The 17,540-nt window shown below is 38.1% G+C and carries 16 protein-coding genes; 10 read left to right on the top strand and 6 right to left on the bottom strand.

The features are described from left to right. Positions 1-6: 6 nt before the first annotated feature. On the bottom strand, positions 7-1,125 hold the full coding sequence (locus tag LI82_RS00120; RefSeq protein ID WP_048192954.1) for an iron ABC transporter substrate-binding protein: 1,119 nt from the start codon (positions 1,123-1,125) through the stop codon (positions 7-9). A 335-nt stretch (positions 1,126-1,460) separates the two neighbouring features. Here LI82_RS00120 and LI82_RS00115 point away from each other — a divergent pair, with 335 nt between their 5' ends. Beyond that, complete coding sequence (locus tag LI82_RS00115; protein ID WP_048192953.1) at positions 1,461-2,105, top strand: MarC family protein; 645 nt, start codon at positions 1,461-1,463, stop codon at positions 2,103-2,105. A gap of 18 nt (positions 2,106-2,123) precedes the next feature. Here LI82_RS00115 and corA read toward each other — a convergent pair whose 3' ends face one another. Together corA and LI82_RS00105 are read right to left on the bottom strand one after the other, a co-directional pair. Beyond that, the gene (corA, locus tag LI82_RS00110; RefSeq protein WP_048192952.1) at positions 2,124-3,188 is read right to left on the bottom strand and encodes a magnesium/cobalt transporter CorA; all 1,065 of its coding nucleotides are present in this window, start codon (positions 3,186-3,188) and stop codon (positions 2,124-2,126) included. 133 nt (positions 3,189-3,321) lie between these two features. After that, positions 3,322-4,242, bottom strand: coding sequence for a mechanosensitive ion channel family protein (locus LI82_RS00105; protein WP_048192951.1), 921 nt, complete (start codon positions 4,240-4,242; stop codon positions 3,322-3,324). A 406-nt stretch (positions 4,243-4,648) separates the two neighbouring features. Here LI82_RS00105 and LI82_RS00100 point away from each other — a divergent pair, with 406 nt between their 5' ends. The 4 genes from LI82_RS00100 to LI82_RS00085 are packed head-to-tail and all read left to right on the top strand — an operon-like array spanning position 4,649 to position 9,130. Next, positions 4,649-5,371 carry an ABC transporter ATP-binding protein gene (locus tag LI82_RS00100; RefSeq protein ID WP_048192950.1) on the top strand — a complete coding sequence of 241 codons (723 nt, stop codon included), beginning with the start codon at positions 4,649-4,651 and terminating at the stop codon, positions 5,369-5,371. A 38-nt stretch (positions 5,372-5,409) separates the two neighbouring features. Next, entirely contained in the window at positions 5,410-6,657 is a 1,248-nt protein-coding gene (locus tag LI82_RS00095) for a COG1361 S-layer family protein (protein WP_048192949.1), read from the top strand. 4 nt (positions 6,658-6,661) lie between these two features. Continuing rightward, positions 6,662-7,876 carry an ABC transporter permease gene (locus LI82_RS00090; protein ID WP_048192947.1) on the top strand — a complete coding sequence of 405 codons (1,215 nt, stop codon included), beginning with the start codon at positions 6,662-6,664 and terminating at the stop codon, positions 7,874-7,876. Between the two features lie 39 nt (positions 7,877-7,915). Beyond that, positions 7,916-9,130, top strand: coding sequence for an ABC transporter permease (locus LI82_RS00085; protein ID WP_048192945.1), 1,215 nt, complete (start codon positions 7,916-7,918; stop codon positions 9,128-9,130). Between the two features lie 13 nt (positions 9,131-9,143). Here the strand turns inward: LI82_RS00085 and LI82_RS00080 are convergent, their stop codons facing one another. Further along, complete coding sequence (locus LI82_RS00080) at positions 9,144-9,467, bottom strand: DMT family transporter (RefSeq protein WP_048192944.1); 324 nt, start codon at positions 9,465-9,467, stop codon at positions 9,144-9,146. Positions 9,468-9,648: 181 nt separating this feature from the next. On the opposite strand from LI82_RS00080, the gene LI82_RS00075 reads away from it, so the two are divergent. Together LI82_RS00075 and bcp are read left to right on the top strand one after the other, a co-directional pair. Next, on the top strand, positions 9,649-10,245 hold the full coding sequence (locus LI82_RS00075) for a flavodoxin family protein (RefSeq protein WP_048192943.1): 597 nt from the start codon (positions 9,649-9,651) through the stop codon (positions 10,243-10,245). Positions 10,246-10,405: 160 nt separating this feature from the next. Beyond that, entirely contained in the window at positions 10,406-10,888 is a 483-nt protein-coding gene (gene bcp, locus LI82_RS00070; protein ID WP_048192942.1) for a thioredoxin-dependent thiol peroxidase, read from the top strand. Between the two features lie 511 nt (positions 10,889-11,399). Here bcp and LI82_RS00065 read toward each other — a convergent pair. Continuing rightward, positions 11,400-12,170 (bottom strand): DUF6293 family protein, encoded by a 771-nt coding sequence (locus LI82_RS00065; RefSeq protein ID WP_048192941.1) that lies wholly within the window; start codon positions 12,168-12,170, stop codon positions 11,400-11,402. Positions 12,171-12,285: 115 nt separating this feature from the next. On the opposite strand from LI82_RS00065, the gene LI82_RS00060 reads away from it, so the two are divergent. Continuing rightward, entirely contained in the window at positions 12,286-13,116 is an 831-nt protein-coding gene (locus tag LI82_RS00060) for a viperin family antiviral radical SAM protein (protein ID WP_048192940.1), read from the top strand. Further along, on the top strand, positions 13,103-13,708 hold the full coding sequence (locus LI82_RS00055) for an AAA family ATPase (protein ID WP_048192939.1): 606 nt from the start codon (positions 13,103-13,105) through the stop codon (positions 13,706-13,708). Before LI82_RS00060 ends, LI82_RS00055 begins: the two co-directional genes overlap by 14 nt. A gap of 58 nt (positions 13,709-13,766) precedes the next feature. Here LI82_RS00055 and LI82_RS00050 read toward each other — a convergent pair whose 3' ends face one another. Further along, positions 13,767-16,796 (bottom strand): tetratricopeptide repeat protein, encoded by a 3,030-nt coding sequence (locus tag LI82_RS00050; RefSeq protein ID WP_048192938.1) that lies wholly within the window; start codon positions 16,794-16,796, stop codon positions 13,767-13,769. Positions 16,797-16,904: 108 nt separating this feature from the next. Between LI82_RS00050 and LI82_RS00045 the strand changes: the two genes are divergently transcribed. Beyond that, entirely contained in the window at positions 16,905-17,429 is a 525-nt protein-coding gene (locus LI82_RS00045) for a hypothetical protein (RefSeq protein ID WP_052402612.1), read from the top strand. Positions 17,430-17,540: the final 111 nt, after the last annotated feature.

Here is a 17,540-nt window from a genome sequence, read left to right as displayed (position 1 = left end):
CACTCTTTATTGATCCAGTTCGATCTGTCCGAATCCTGCACTGAATCCGGAGCTCAGGTTTTCATAAACTGGTTCCCCAAGAAGGAATGTAGAGATCTCATCTGCTTTGTCGGAAGGTTCGATGTCCTGGAACCTTTCAGGGTAGATCACCTTTCCTGAATAGTAAGCAGCAGCAAGGACTGAACCATGGTTTGTGGTGTACCAGTTGTATGGCAGCACTCCATAGACATCGCCGTTCTTTACAGCTGTCAATGATGTATATGCGGGATCAGTTTCTAGCTCATCAACTGCGGAAGGCGTTGTCTGGTACGTTGAAAGGTCAACAAAAATGATCTCCGGGTCCCATTCAATGATAGCTTCCTTTGACACATCAGCGTGCTCGGTCCCAAGTGAAGTTGCTACATTTTTTGCTTTGATCAGGGTAAATGGCGGGTAGGATGGTTCTGTTGACTGGAATCCATGCGGACCCCTGTATGCTATGCCACCAACATAGACTGATATCTTTTCGTCTTCAGGGATATCCGATGTCCGGGATTCGAGGTCTTCAATTGTCATATCGAAGAACTTGATGACCTCTTCAGCTCTCTCTTCCTTCCCCATTACTTCTGCCATTATATTCAGTGAAAGGTACATATCAGTGCGATAGACGCCGAGATCTCCATAATTAAGGGCTACCACAGGGATCCCTGTCTTTGCCTGAAGTTCATCTGCATCATCAGCTGACTGTACGTATGTCCAGAAGATCACATCCGGATCGACAGTAACGATCTTTTCGGGGTCAGTGTTTCCCCTGTATTCGCCGATCAGAGGCATGTTCTGGAATTGGGGATTAGCAATAGCATAGGGTCTTTTATTTTCATCTTTTCTCAATTCAATGTCTTCCACGCCAACAACTGCATCCTGTGCACCAAGATAGCAAATATACCTTAATGCTCCGGAGCCCTGACAGACAATTCTTTCAGGATCAACAGGGACAGTTACTTTTCTGCCAAGACCATCGGTTATGGTCTGAACTTCAACATTTTCCTCTGATGACTGGCCGGAGCCTGAAAGACAACCAGCACCGATACAGGACAGCATCAGTACGAGGATAATTAGTATTCCACTATATGCTTTGAGTTTCATTTTGTTAACACCACCGATATGATGTTACAAATCTTTTTCATGAACAGAACCTGAATTTTTAAGTTAATTCCCGTTTATGGCTGCATTTTTTCTTTGTTTTAAGTTCTATTGGCATGATCATCTGCAACAATCAAATGCTATGTAATATAATATTTCACTTATTTATTAATACGAAATTCAATTTTTGTAATAATAAATAGCATACAACTTAAACTTTATGTTAATAGTGTTAACAAACTAAAAAAATCGTGGGTGAAGTGCCATCTATCTACATTGAGCAAAAGTAGATTCCTCAATCGCATGCTTTTTAAAATACCATGGCCTTTTACTAATTAATGGACTTAATCGGATATTTTATCTATTCTTTTGTCACTTTATTTATTATTGTAAGCCCTATTACCGGAGTAATTACTTTTATAACACTAACCAATGGTCTCACTCTGAATGCAAAGAATGTGATCGCAAAGAAATCCGTTTTGTTGGCATTTGTTATTGCCATGTTCTTCATTTTAACGGGAAACATTATTCTTGATATTCTTGGGATCAGTCTTGATTCGTTGAAGGTTGCCGGTGGATTGTTACTTTTCACGATATCTTTTGATATGATGCATGCCAAGATATCAAGAGAAAGCATTACTGACAAAGAGATAGACGCATCTGCTGATCGTGAAGATCTCTGGATCTTCCCAATTGCAATGCCTATTCTAACCGGTCCTGCCACTATAACAACAGCTATAATTCTTACAGAGACCGCTGAAGTGGTCCAGGAAAAATTGCTCGTAATACTTGCAACAGTCCTGACCTATTCAATAGCCCTGGTAACATTTCTCTTTTCTAGGAGAATACATAAAAAAATGGGATATAATGGAATGCTTGTACTTACCAGACTATTTGGCCTGTTCCTGGGTGCGATCTCAGTAACTATGATCGCAAGTGGTATCTGGGGAATTTACCTGAGCATGATCGCATTGCCAACTTGAATTCAGTTTAATGCTTCTTCAGATCCATTTCAGTTTTCTGAAATAAGCAAGCATTACAAGAGCTACAGTTATCATTAGTGCCCAGATCACAGGATATCCCAAATGCCATTTCAGTTCTGGCATATATTCAAAGTTCATACCATATATCCCTGCAATAAATGTGAGGGGAATAAAGATGGTAGCTATGATGGTAAGCACCTTCATGATCTCATTCATTTTATTGCTTGCAGTCGAAAGATAAAGATCGAGCATCGTGGAGAGAATGTCTCTGTATGATTCAATTGTATCCATTACCTGAATTATGTGGTCATAGATATCTTTCAGGAAAATTGATGTTGACTCTTTAACAAAAAATGATTCATCCCTCTGCAAACTGTTAACAACTTCTCTTAAAGGCCAGACGAATTTTCTTAAAAGAATAACTTCCTTCTTTAATCGATGGATGCTTTCGAGAGTTTTTGGTGTAGGACTATCCAAAAGTTCGTCATCTAGCGATTCTATATTTTCACCTATTATCTCAAGCATAACAAAATAGCTGTCAACTATAGAATCCAGAAGTGCATAAGTCAGATAGTCCGGACCTTGCTTTCGTATCCGGCCCTTTGATGTTCTTATTCGATCTCTTATCGGATCGAAAGTATCTCCCAGAATTTCCTGGAACGAAATTACAAAATTTGAGCCGAGGATAATGCTGACCTGTTCAGCTATGATCTCTTCTTTTTCCTTATCATATTGTAGCATCTTCAGGACGATGTAGATATAAGAATCGAAGAACTCTACTTTTGGTCGTTGATCAGTATGGACGATATCTTCAAGCACAAGGGGATGTATTCCAAAGTTAGTACCTATCTTTTCGATCAGGTCGACATGATGTACTCCGTGAATATTGATCCAGGAAACATTTTCACTATCTTTAAATGGATATGCTTCCTCAATGTTTTCTGCTACCATTTCCTGGAAATGATCTGCATTGTAATCAATAACAGTTATTTTTGGCTCTGTTAGCTGCTTTTTCCCAATATGGATCAGTGTTCCGGGAGCAACACCTACTTTTCTGGAACCCGTATGAATTATTTTACCCATAAAACCCCTTTATGTAATATTCTTCAATGCTTTTTATTTCTATTCATACATTCATATGGAGTGAATTTTATCATAAAGCAAATAAAAAAAGTTAGTTTCAAAGGCCAAAATGTAAAAAAAGAAAATGGGGAGGTCATTTCTTCTCTTTGGCATATGCTACAAGAGCTTCTTTGATACCCCATTTGAAAGCCACAACAACAGCGATTCCCCAAGCCAGTGGTCCTATCAGCAGATAGAAGATGCTCGTATCTATGAGCATTGTATCAAGTGCCAGTAAGATCAATATCAGTGCAAGAAAACCCTTTAATAGTGGGATCCAGACATTAGCGCCCTCTACTTCCATTCCTTCCATGATCCCTTTTAGGTAATCTGTGAGGAAATCAATTACTAATAGGCCAACTACAAGTATTAGAACTCCTGCAAATACATTTGGTATGTAATCAAGGATTCCTACCAGGAAATTAGATATGACATCCAGTCCCAGGATATTAGAAGCTGCCAGGATGAAGATAAGATATCCGAAAGCTTTCACAATGCCTGAAATTATACCTGAAGTTGTTAATCCTGATGCATCAAGACCTTCTCCTATACCACTCTTACCGATCTTATCATCAACACCTGATGCCATGATGATCGTCTTTATCAGTCCGGCCAGGAAATCAACAATAAGCAACCCAATGATAAGGGTTATCAGTGCCGAGACCACAAGAGGCAGGAATAAGATTATTTGGGTGATAAAATCTGCCACTACCTGTATCTTCAGCAGGTCTATAATGATCACAGCAAATATGATGTAGACGAACCATCTGATAATCGCATCAAACGTTTCAACGGTGGTTGTTCCGGTTTTTTGTATCATGCCACCTAAAGCCGTCTTATCAATAAGATCATCCAGACCGACCTTATCAAGGATCTTCGCTCCGATCTTTCCAAGTGCTTTTCCGACAAATTTTCCTAATATCAACAATATTATGACAGCTATCAGTGTTGGAATAAAAGCAATGAATTGATCTACCATTCCATATAAACTTTCCAGTATTGGTGATTCCGCCATTATATATACCCCCGTATATTATTTCTGAAGAATAAATGTCTAAAATTTAGACGTGCAAAAAATTTTCTTCATAAAGATATCTGTTACTTATCTATATAAACCTTTTTAAAAAGAAAGCGGAAGATATTGAATTTAATAAATATATTAATCATATGATAATTTAATAATGGCTTAATAATTCTGCTGACATATTGGCAAGCTTACTGCAAAAGGTGACTATAATTCCTTTTTCTATATGCTAACTCTTAAATAAACAGAAACCCAATATTTCTATGGAGTTATTGTACTATTGATGTATCAATATTGTATCTGATTATTGCAATAGAAACCGTCTGTTCATATTGCTGTGATCAAATCTTATTTAGACTTGATGAATACCTACCTGTGATCTTTTAGAGGTGAATATTTGGAAACAACTCAGAGTTCGGATATTGAAGATCCCGCTGTTGTAAGGGCTGATAATGTCTGTCGTGATTATCAGGTAGGTGAGATGACCATTCCTGTTCTTAAAAATGTGAACATGGTCGTTAAAAAAGGGGAGTTTGTAGCTATAATGGGTCCTTCAGGTTCGGGTAAAAGTACGCTTATGAACCTGATAGGTTGTCTGGATCGTCCTACATGTGGTGCTGTGCTTCTTATGGGGAAAGATGTGAACAGCATCTCTGACAATGAACTGGCAAAACTTCGGGGGCTTGAAATTGGTTTTGTGTTCCAGAGCTTCAACCTTGTTCCAAGACTTACCGCTCTTGAGAATGTAGAACTTCCCACTTATGCCAATAGCAGGCCAGGTGTTGATAATCGAAAATATGCAAAAGAACTTCTGGAACTGGTGGGCCTGGAAGACCGAATGAATTACCGTCCGACTGAGCTTTCGGGTGGTCAATCTCAGAGAGTTGCTGTTGCACGTGCTTTGATCAATGATCCGTCGCTTATCCTTGCTGATGAGCCTACCGGTAATCTTGATTCAAAGACCGGCAAGGAGATCATGGAATTGTTCACTGATCTCAATAATAAGGGACGTACGATCATAATGATCACGCATGATCCGAATCTTGCAAAAAAATATGCTGACCGGGTGGTATACCTGAAAGATGGGTATGTCGAAGACCGTACTAATACTGCTAACTGATAGAAGGATGGATTAACTGATTAAAGGTGGAGTATATTATGATGAATTATAAAAAACCAATAGGGATCCTGGTATTGTTGATGTTATTATTTGTTACTGCAGGTCCCATAATTGCTGGTGCAGCATCTTCCAGCAGTACATTAAGAGTGGACCTGTTGAGGTATGATCCTTATCCTGCGGAAATAGGTTCCTACGTAGATGTGTGGATCAAAATTGAGAACTTTGCATCAGGTACTGCTGAAGACGTTTCAATAAAGATCGAACCAGAGTATCCTTTTTCACTGGATTCGGAGAATAATGCAATCAAGAACTTTGGTAACTTGCCTCCTGAAAGGACTGCTATCCATGAGTATCGTCTTTATGTGGATGATGGCGCAAAGGCAGGTACAGGAAGTTTTGATATACTGTATCGTGCAAGTGACGAATCTTCCTGGCAAAAGACCACTTTTGATATCAAAGTAGGCTCCACCACTTTTGATAGTAAGGGTACGGTAGGACTCTCAAACGTGATCTCCTCTCCTGAGGTATTCATGCCGGGTGATGAGGGCAGTGTAAGTTTCACTTTGATAAATACTGCTCAGCAGAGTACGATCATTATCGACGATGAAAGTTTTGATACCTATGCAAGAGTGCAGTCAGCAACGCTCATGGGCACTGATATGATCACAGTGACCAGCCAGCCGTATGAAGGTAAGGGTGTACTGGGACCCGGGGATTTCGTACAGGTCACTTATAACATCAAGGTAAGTGATTCGATGGAGGATGGTACTTATTTCCTTGATCTGGTCATGGTAGGTAACTCCCATTCTTTCAATAACAACTGGATGGTACCGGTTGTTGTGGACTCCTCTGCTGTGAGGGTGATCCCTTCCATGCCACTTGTCCTGGAGAATGGCAAGGCTGAACTGGAGTTCGATGTTGCTAATGTCCATCCGAACGCATTGTCCTCTGTGCTGGTAAAGCTTGAAGCAGATGGTGTGGAATTCCTTCCACAGGAATATTTTGTTGGATCTATGGATCCTGATGAACTGTTTACCATTGAGATAGAAGCAAATGCAGAAGATCCTGATAAGACCGGTCCGGTGAACCTCAGCATCTACACGGATTACAGGAACGGTTTGAACGAACACGAGGAAGTCATTGGATCACATGTTCTTACACTGGAACATGTTGAGGAGGACGGCAATAATACTGCACTTGCTATACTATTGATCGGTGGTATCATTGTAGCTGTTGGCTATTACATGTACAGGAAGAAAGGCCTGAGAATATCTATGGACCGCTGAAACAATGGTAAATCTCTCACAGGCAACGAAGATAGCACTTGGTAGCATACGTAGTGCTAAGGTACGCTCTGCTTTGACCACTCTTGGTATTGTCATAGGGGTAGCGGCTGTTATTGTGAACATTTCGCTTGGTGTGGGATTTAGCCAGAGCTTTGAAGATAACATTGGAGCTGTAGGCTCTAATTTTATTGTTGTCTTTACTCAAAAGAACAATGTATTCCATGACAATCAGCTTGAGGTTGTAAAGAACACAGCAGGTGTCGAGGCGGTATCACCTGTCAATGCACAAATAGGGACTCTCACGTATCAATCTTCAAGCAGGAGTGCCTCAATAAATGGTGTCAGTTCCGAATATGAGGAAGTAGGTAATATCTTGATGGAAAAAGGTCAGTTCCTTACTGACCAGGATCAGTTCGTTGCTGTGATAGGTTCGGATATAGCATATGATAAATTTGAAAGGAATCTTTCTGTAAAGAACTCCATCAACATTTCAATAAACAGGATAGATGGTACTGTAAGCACCCGCAAGTTCACGGTGAAAGGTATCGTTCAGGACCCTGATGCTACTTATATTGCTCCTGAGGTCGATCCAAGGTTCAGGGTATTTATCCCACTGGACGTGATGCAGGAGATGCAGGGTGTAAATGATATCGGTGGCTTTTTCATAAAAGCTGAGAGCCTTGAGGGTCTTGAAGCTACTACTGATGAGGTTGACGAGAACCTTGCAAGGTCCGTTGGTGTTCCAAGTCGTGATATTGATAACGAGGACGCAAAACCCTATGTGATCTTCAGCCAGCAGGAGATCCTTGAGCAGTTAAACCAGATCTCCAATGCACTCACATCGATCCTGACAGCGATCGCATTGATAGCCCTTCTTGTTGGTTCTATTGGTATTACGAACATCATGCTCGTGACGGTTACCGAAAGGACAAAAGAGATAGGTATTCTCAAGTCCCTTGGATATACCTACAGGGATATTCTGACGATCTTTGTTGTGGAATCGGCTATTATTGGTTTCTTAGGCGGTATCTTTGGTGTTATCCTTGGAGTTATAGGCTCTTACATTGTGAACCAGTACCTTGATGTACCGTTCATCTTCCCGATATCCCTTGTTTTCCTGGGATTTGGTATCGCACTCTTTGTAGGTGTCATATCAGGAGTATATCCTGCTAATAAAGCAGCTAGAATGGACCCCGGGGAGTCGTTGAGATATGAATGATGGTACGTGTGATGTTATGAATGAAAGAGGTGTTCCCGGATGCTGAAGTTCTCACAGGCCCTGCATCTTTCCATTGGCAGCATCAGTAGCTACAAGCTGCGGTCTGCACTGACCACTCTTGGTATTATCATAGGAATAGCTGCTGTTGTTGCAAATGTATCTCTTGGTGCCAGCTTCAACCAGTTCTTTGTTGATGAGCTTGGTTCACAGGGGTCGAATTTCATCGTCATTTACAGCGAGGATATTAATCTCTTCTATGACAATCAGCTTGATGTAATAAAGAACACTCCAAAGGTCGAAGGAGTGTCCCCTATCCGGCAGCAATTGGCGGGTGTTACATATATCAGTACTCTCCGGCAGGTTGATATTCAGGGGACTTCGGCCGATTATGAACAGATCGGCAATATACAGCTGGAGGTCGGAAATTTCTTCTCGGAGCAGGATAAGTATGCTGCTGTGCTGGGTTCGGATGTTGCATACGAGAAGTTTGATCAGAAGGTCTCCTATCGAAACTCCATTGATATCGAGTTCATACGCAGGGATGGTACACCTGTATCTCGCAGTTTCAAGGTGATCGGCATTATTGATAGCCCTGATACTACTTTTATCCAGAGCGGGGCTGAGTCTGATGTAAGGATATTCATTCCGATAGATACGATGAACGAGATGCTGGGAATTGAGGACTATGGTGGATTCTCGATAACCGTTGAGGATGCTGAATCGGTGCGTCCTGTTTCTGATGAGATCGATAAGAAGATAGCCAGAAGCCTTGGTGTCTCTGAAAGGGAACTTGATAATGAGGACGTAAAGCCTTATAGCATTTTTAACCAGGCTGATATTCTTGATCAGCTTGATGAGCTCTCAGCCGGTCTGACATCCCTCTTTATCTCGGTTGCTCTGATCTCACTAATAGTCGGTTCTATCGGTATTATGAATATCATGCTTGTGACAGTGACCGAAAGGACAAAAGAGATAGGGCTTTTGAAATCGCTTGGTTATACTAGATCAAATATTCTCTACCTGTTCATTACAGAGTCAATAATACTCGGTTTGATCGGTGGTATCCTGGGAACGATACTGGGCTTTGTTGGCTCTTACGCTGCAGTAAGTTTCCTTAATCTCCCTTACATCTTCCCGTCATATCTTTTAATTCTCGGTGTTGGCATAGCCGTAGTTGTTGGTCTGATCGCAGGTGTCTATCCTGCAAATAAAGCATCAAAGCTCGATCCGGTGGATTCCTTAAGAAAGAGCTGATTCTTTTATGTTTTTAGTGCATCCCACTGCTTAAGTTGAGTCCGATGACACCAATGATAATAAGGGCAATGGAACCTACTTTCAGGGCTGTCAGCGTTTCATCAAAATAGAAGATGCCAATAGCAGTAATGCTCAGTGTACCGATACCTGACCAGATCGCATATGCAAGGCTGACCTCAAGACGTTTGAGGGCCAGTGTGAAGAGGGTGAAACTTACTCCGTAGAACACAAATATCATTATGGAAGGAAGCGTTTTGGTAAAACCTTCTGATAGTTTCATGCAGGTAGTTCCCATGACTTCGAAAAGTATGGCTGCAAAAAGAAATACGTAGCTCATTGATGTATTCACCCTTACCTGGCAGATAGTTCCTTCTTAGCAAGAGGGATAGTATTGGCTTTAAAGCTGATCGTAGTTCTATGACAAAAAGATACTTTAGCATTCCATTCAAATTTAGTATAACTTGATCGATCATTTTCGTTATATTCATTAAAGTTAATCTAAAGAACGGAAACACAATATGAACAATGTTAAAATTCTTGGAGTCGGAGGAAGCCCCCGTAAAAACGGGAACACTGATATTCTGCTTGATACTTTTTTGAAAGGAGCAGAATCCGAAGGAGCTGAAACAAAGAAACTCCATCTAAGGGATTATTCTATCGAATCCTGCATTGGATGTGAGGCCTGCAGGAAAGCCGGTACTTGCACGCAGTTCCACGATGGTATGAACTTGCTCTATCCGGAAATCGAAGCTTCTAATGGTCTTATCCTTGGTTCTCCCACTTATAATTACAACATAACTGCCCCCATGAAATCTTTCATTGATCGTCTCTATCCATTCTACAATTTTGCTGAAGAACGTCCGGGACCCTACTCGAGCAAACTTGGAGATCAGGGAAGAAAAGCACTTGTCTTTACCGTCTGCGAACAGGTCAAAGCCGAAGAAATGGGATTTACGCTTGAGGCCCTTGGAATGCCTCTTGAAGCACTGGGTTATGAGGTACTGGAAAAATTCCTGTCAACCGGCTGCTTCAGGAAGGGTGAGGTCTTAAAAGATGAAGATATTCTGGAGAAAGCTTTCGAATCTGGCAAAAAGATGGCATTGGCTCTTCGATAAGTTGCTGAACCGGGATATAATTAGCTTATATCTCAATTCTTTTTATCGTTATGGCCATACTATTGATAGAAGAAAGTATCATCCGATAGCTATGGCCATCATGTTTACTTCTTAGATGGGTTTTTGTATCTGTATGTCAATATTATTGTGAGGTAATAAAATGGCTAAAACATCACTTTCTGCAGGCGAAAAAGCCCCAAACCTTTGTCTACCGGATCCTGAAGGCAATGACGTATCTTTAGAGGACCTTAAAGGAAAATGGGTAGTTCTTTATTTCTATCCCAAGGATAACACATCAGGATGCAGCATAGAAGCCATGGAATTCACAAAGCTCAAGATTGATTTCGAAAAAGAAGGTGCTTTCATACTCGGTGTCAGTAAGGACAGCCAGAAATCACATCAAAGGTTCATTGAGAAGAAAGAACTGGGGATTACCCTTCTTTCAGACGAAAGTACTGAGTTACAGCAAAGCTATGATGTGTGGCAGCTGAAGAAGATGGCAGGCAAGGAGTACATGGGTACTGTCAGGACAACTTTCCTTATCGATCCAGAAGGGAATATCGCGAAGGTATGGGATAAGGTCAAGGCCAAAGGGCATGCAATGGAAGTACTTGAAGAGCTGAGGGCGATCAAGGGAGAATAAACCGTTTTTCTTTTACTTTTTCTATATTGTATTCTTTATGCACAAATCTCTTCCTTCGCTGTCTTTTCATGCTGTTTGAACACTTTGGTTAAAAAATACCCTATACTTGAGTTATCTTGTATCATACCAAACAAAGTAAAAGAACTAAAAAAAGGTGAGGGTTCGAATTTCTCCCCTCGCATAGCAAGTCGGGGTAATAGGTATCTTGAAAAATAGATACTTAAAAATTCAAGAAGTTATTTCTGAAAATAGAAGAGTTAAAAACTATAAATTAAACTCGTTTGACTTCATCTGACAGATCTTCAATTGTGTTTTTTGCTTCATTGAATAATTTGATTGCATTATTTTTTTGTATAATTTATGTGCACATTTGCAGAGTGAAAATAGATTGAATATTATATCGTTAATTTTAACAATATTTACTTTTGACTATAAATAAGTAGTTAAAATTGACTACCTATTTCATCTGAGAAACAATTATACGCTGAATAGCATACATGAGGCAAAGATATTATTTCCCTTTTAAGCTCACAAATTTCAAAGTGAATTCCCCATCTGATGTTAAAATGTACTCTTTCTCCTTCTTACTACCCTCTACATGTTTTTCACCAATAAGTTTCCAGTCGAGAAGATTCGATGTAAGTGAGTTGAAAACACCGTCTTTAAGTTCTCTTTTTGTCCTGTTTTTCTCTCTGATTGGAATATATTCCTTTGATAACTCTTTAAATAGTTCTTTTCTTGATAGTTTCTTCAGTTTCTCATCATCAGAAGGTTTTTGCGCAGCCAGTATTTTCAGAATTGTTACTCGGTTTGGGTTTGCTTGGAAATCTTCGATATGTACTTTCGGAATTGGAATTTCGTTAGCTTCACCTTCCATATCTATGTGGTAAGGTTTTGCTTCAAGCCATAAAGCCATCATGAACAGACCAATCGATAAGATCTTTGTACCTCCAGAAACGTTAAAGTAATATTGTGCATCAGGATTATTTTTGTATATTTCAAAGACTGCATCTTTTATGTGATCTAATGTGTCCTTTTCTATGATCTTAACATACACTCCTTTTTTTGCTATCGGAGTTGCAAGCTTTTTTAGATCCCCTATAGAATTTCTAATCGCTTCTCTTGCTTCTTGGGTCTTCGGATTTTCTGAATCAGCAAATATTCTCTTTTCAGCAATAACATAAACTTCGGACGCTGGTGATATATTGTAGATAGCTATTGAGAATGTATTATGCACATTTGCACCTGCAGTCATTATATGGATTTTGTCCTTCTCTGCCATGGTTATACCTTCAATGTTCAAACCAATATTAATCTATTATATAATAAATCTATTTATTAAATAATAGGAAAAACTAAAAAATTATTAAGTTTTTTAATGTGGTTATTCTCAATTGATGACAAACGCAACAATAAGATCGGTAAACTGGCACGTTACTATGAACTGCAACTACAACTGTAGATTTTGCTTTTACAAAAATATGAGTGGGGAATTCAAAGACATTGAAAAAGGCAGACAAAAGCTTGAAACCTTAAAGGCTAAGGGAATTGAAAAAATTAATTTTGCTGGTGGAGAGCCTCTGTTATACAAGAACCTGAATCAACTTTTGAAGATGGCAAAGGATATTGGGTTTACTGTCAGCATTGTCACAAATGCGGCTCTGCTCAATGAGAAGAACCTCAGAGAAATGAGCGAGTACGTGGATTGGGTGGGCATATCTGTCGATTCTGTCGATGAAGAGATCGAAAGACAACTGGGGAGGGGAAATGGAAATCATGTGGAACATGTTCGAAAGGTTTGCAAGCTTGTTCATGAGAACGGTATGAAGCTGAAGATTAACTCAACTATCACCAAAATAAACTACTCTGAAGATATGAAGCCGTTCATTTTATCCCTGGCCCCTGACAGATGGAAAGTCTTCCAGATACTCCACATGAAAGGCCAGAACGATGATGCTCTGGACCTTACCCTGACCAGTGAAGAGTTTAACGTCTTCAGGAGTTTGAATGGTGGGTTAATGCTTAACAATGGCTCTTATCCAACCTTTGAATCTGCAGAAGATATGCTTAACTCCTATTTCATAATAGGACCTGATGGAAACATCCTCTTAAGTAAGGGCAATCAGCGCTCTACTATTCCGTTCGAATCACTGGAGAATATGGAGCTTATTGATCTTGTCGATGAAGACAAGTATTTGGGAAGAGGTGGTAACTATGACTGGAACTAACCCAGTCTCTTCTTTTTCGGGCTCATCTCAGGATGATCTGAATTCACTTAGAAGGATCTGCTTTACCGGAGTAAGGGGAGTTGGAAAGTCGACCGTGCTGGAAGAGATAGATAAACAAAGTATCAATATGTGCTTTGCTTCCGGGTCTGGCATGCTGCAGGACATAATGGGAGAAGCCTATGCTCATTTTGAGTTCTTACCTGAAAATGAGAAGTATGCCTACAGGTTGGAAATCAGAGAGAAACTACAAAGAATTCAGGAGATTCACAAGAGAGATCTGCTTATCGATTCACATCTTACTGTCTACAATCTGAAGACTGGAGATATCGATGTGATTTTTACTCATATGGATTATAAGTTCTATACGGACATAATACTGCTTGATTCTTATCCTGAACGTATCCAGGATCACAGACAGAGGGATACTAAGAAGAAACGGGTCACCGACCTTGAAATTATCCGTTGGGAGCTTGATTTCGAAAGACAAAAAGCTGCAGAGATAGCAAAAAAGTATGGAATAAGGTTTAATGTAGTTGAGATGGGAGAGGGTGCTACACAGAATCTAGAAAGAATACTTGTAAAGCTACAGTAGATTATTAATAAAGAACAGTATGATTATTTAAAATCATACTTTTAAATGTGTCTGATTATCAATAAATTATTTTTATCGCATCATTTATTGGTTCAATGACACTTTTTCTCAAATCCCAGACTTCGTCTATTCCCTTAATCCCACGATGAGCTGATCCATTCCTTAACTCTACGATAGTGTCACACACTTCATAGATCTTGGGCATATCATACTGGGTATTTTCTTTTAGGTATTTAGAAACCAGTCTAACCACATCATTGTTTTTAGCTTTCTTGAGATCCTCTTCAACATATCCCCACTGCCCTAAAGAAATTGTTTTTGGTTCCTCTCTTAATATGTTCTTTAAAGTTTGTGGTAGAGAATGTGTGTTTTTTGTTCCATAAAAATATCTATTTTTAACCTTGCCATCAGTGTACAGATACTTTTTTCTTTTTTCAAGTGGAACTTCTTCAAAAATGTATTTTCTTATCTTCCGAGAGATGTGCTCATCAAGCATTGTCTCAACGGCTTTGCCATATTCCAAAAGAACAAGCGAAAAATCAAAACTTTCTTTAATTTGCTTATTCATAGATAGCTTAAACATTATTGATTCAGCAGTTCTTAACAATTTATCAACTTCAGGATCATTCTTTATTTGTGTAAAGAGAATTGTGCTTGAACTGAGATTGTCGTATGTTTCTTTTTGTTTCCTGTATGATTGAAGTTTCTCAGATTGGTAGTTCTCATTGGAATTTAGGTAAAAAATTGCCTTTTCCATGCTTTTAGCACCATCTTTATAGTTTAACAAAAAACCTTCTGATGATGCTTTGTTTCTCCATGCTTCATGATAATCTTTTTTCAGTTTGATTGACTTTGAATAATTTACTATTGCATCACGGTGCAAATTCTGGTTTGCATAATTAGTTCCAATGTTACAATATACAAGAGCCTGATGTTCTTGGACTTTTTCAATTGCTGAAAGTCTTTCAAGGCACTTATTATAGTAGCTCAGTCCCATTTCAAAGAAACCAAAGTCTGTAAAAGCATTTCCTATATCTGCAAAAAAAGTTTTCATATATTTTTCTAGACATGGCTCTATTCCATCAAAGATATTGCACATTTCACGATATTTACCTGTAGAAGCCAGCTCTTTTATGAAAATTCGTATAATCATATCAAAAGCAATTAGGGGTGCAGGAGATTGTAATTTATTTGTATCAATATCTAATGTTAACAAAAAATCAAATGCCTGATGAGAATTACCTGTTGCATATGAAATATCTAATGATTTCTCCAAATTCAAGGCAGCTGACTCAAAATTTCCAATTTCGAAATCTATAAGGCTCAAATATAGATATGGAAAATTGTCTTCTGGATAATGAAAAATAACATCTTCAAATAATGGTCTTGTCTTCTTTTCTAATTGATTCATATTTCCTTTGTTAAGCAAATACGAAATCATTGATTTTGTTAGCAATAGATTATTGTCACCGTTGATATTAGGAATAGTATTCAAATATCTTGTAGCATCTTCAAATTGGAAATGGAATCTTAACTGGTTAACATTGTCTAAATGTGAAGAGTATCCATATTTTAAAGCCGATTCCTTGAGTAGAGAGTTACAATCTCTTGAAGTAGATGATAATTTATTTTTGAATAGATTAACAATTTCTGTGCATGGTTCTTCATCTAAAGATAATAGTTCTTCAAGGAACAGATTATTTTTATTAAAAATGATAAGACGATTCGAAACTATAAGGCCTTCAGTACATAATTTTATTTTATCTTCCGGGGTGGAAAGCATAAGATGTTTAAAGTATTCATCTTTATGGAAAGAAGCCTCTTTTTTCTTGTTTAGAGCAAAACATGACTCATAGAGGAACAAATTAACTAGCGATACATCATATTCGTGACCTGAAAAGCTTTTAATTAATTTTAATGCTTTTAAAAGTAATTTATAACCAGATTTATGTTCACTTTTCTGAACAGCTATCTTTCCTAAATAAAGATAACAAATGTATTGTTCACCTTTTGTTTTAGCATCTTTAGTTAGCAAATAAGAATAAATTGACTTTGCCTGATCAAAATAACCAGTTGTATAAACAAACTCGGCTAAATGGTATGGAGAATTGAAAGCCTGCATGTATATTGGATATTTATCTTCATTAGGTTTCATGTCTACAATAAAAGGATAACTTTTATTCAAAATATCCAACATTTCAGATTCATCCTTTTCCAAAAACCATGCAAAATGTGCAATTTTTATGACATCATTTACTTCATCAGGATATTTTTTTGGTTCTTGTTTATATCCTACCTGTAGCATAGTTTCAAGAATCCAATAATGAAAATAGAAATCATCTACAAGCGATGCAATATTTTTGTGTTGGGGACTAAATGGAATGCTATAGTACTCAAGCATATGAATATTTTCGATAGCAAACTTTCTAGAAAGATAGTTCCATTTCTCGGTATAACTTGTTCCATAGTAGAATGTATTGTCTGCAAACAGCATATGATGTGTTGATTCATATGTTGGTTTTGAAAAAACTGATTTTTTGGTGTAGTTATGATGAATATTTCTCTGTTCAAGGTCAATTTCCTCTATTATAGAAGATACCGATAAAATTTCATCGTCATCCTTATTTTTCTCAGCAATATCTTGCCTCATATAAAGATAATTTAATTTATCTTTTAAATGTGGCGGAAATCCAGCTTTGAATTTATCGTCTATTTTTTGAAAAGAAGCATCCCATTCGTCATAAATCTCTTTTTTGGATTGATCTATAACATTAGCATGTTCATTGAAATAAATAAAATTTTCAATATCATCAGAATTATCAAAAAGGAGCTTTGAAAGAATCAATCGTACTCTTGGAAGAACTGTGCCTTTTTCCTTGTTATTTGCAATTTGATCTGAAATGTATAGATAAAATCCTGGATCATACTTTCTCCGAATAAGGAAATGATGAATTAATGTAAGACGATTATTAATTATAGTTTGTTCATCTTCCGAAGCTACTTTTATAGATTTACGAATAGCTTTCCTGTATCCAATATAGTATGACTCCCAAAGACAATTTTTAAGATTTAATAGCTGATATGACATAGTGATGCTTTTCCTTTTGAAGAAGTGTTTTTGTATAAACTTAATTATTATTTAAAATATTTGTATGGTGTATAACTTTATTTTTACTATGATATAAAGGTGGATCAAATGCTAACAAAAATCAACTCTACTCATCATGTCAATGTCCAGTACCGAATCTATCTTGACATGGATAATGTCATCACTGATTTCAATTATACTTGCAACAGCATTTCATCTGACCTTGTTAAGTTACATAGTTTTGACAGACATGAATTCTGGAAGGTAATTGGATCACAAGGAATCTCTTTTTGGTCAGAGATGCCATGGAAAAGAGATGGTAAAGAACTTGTTGACTATCTACTGAATTATAACACAACAATTCTTTCAGCGCACCCAAATCCTAAAAGAGGAAGTGTAGTAGAATTCAGTAAGAAAGGAAAGTACGACTGGCTGGCCAGAGAGATTGGAAAGGACTTTGCGGATAAAGCCATTATTTGCAGGCGTTCGGAAAAAAAGATGTATTCAACCCCTAATTGTATCCTTGTAGATGATAATGCTGAAAATATTGAAAATTGGAAAGATGCTGGAGGAATTGGTATCCTGCATTTTGCTGCTGAAAATACGATTGGTAAATTGAGATCATCAAATTAGCTTTTCGCTTTAAAAGCGTAACTCTTTTTTCAAGACTACTGATACTACTCTGAGCATAGCTCATGCACTACATTTATAAGGCATAAAATGTGCCAGTCCATGAAATATTAT

This window comes from Methanococcoides methylutens, from assembly GCF_000765475.1.
Taxonomy (GTDB): domain Archaea; phylum Halobacteriota; class Methanosarcinia; order Methanosarcinales; family Methanosarcinaceae; genus Methanococcoides; species Methanococcoides methylutens.
Note: the sequence above shows the minus strand (reverse complement) of the source record. Positions and strands in the feature narration are given on the sequence as shown.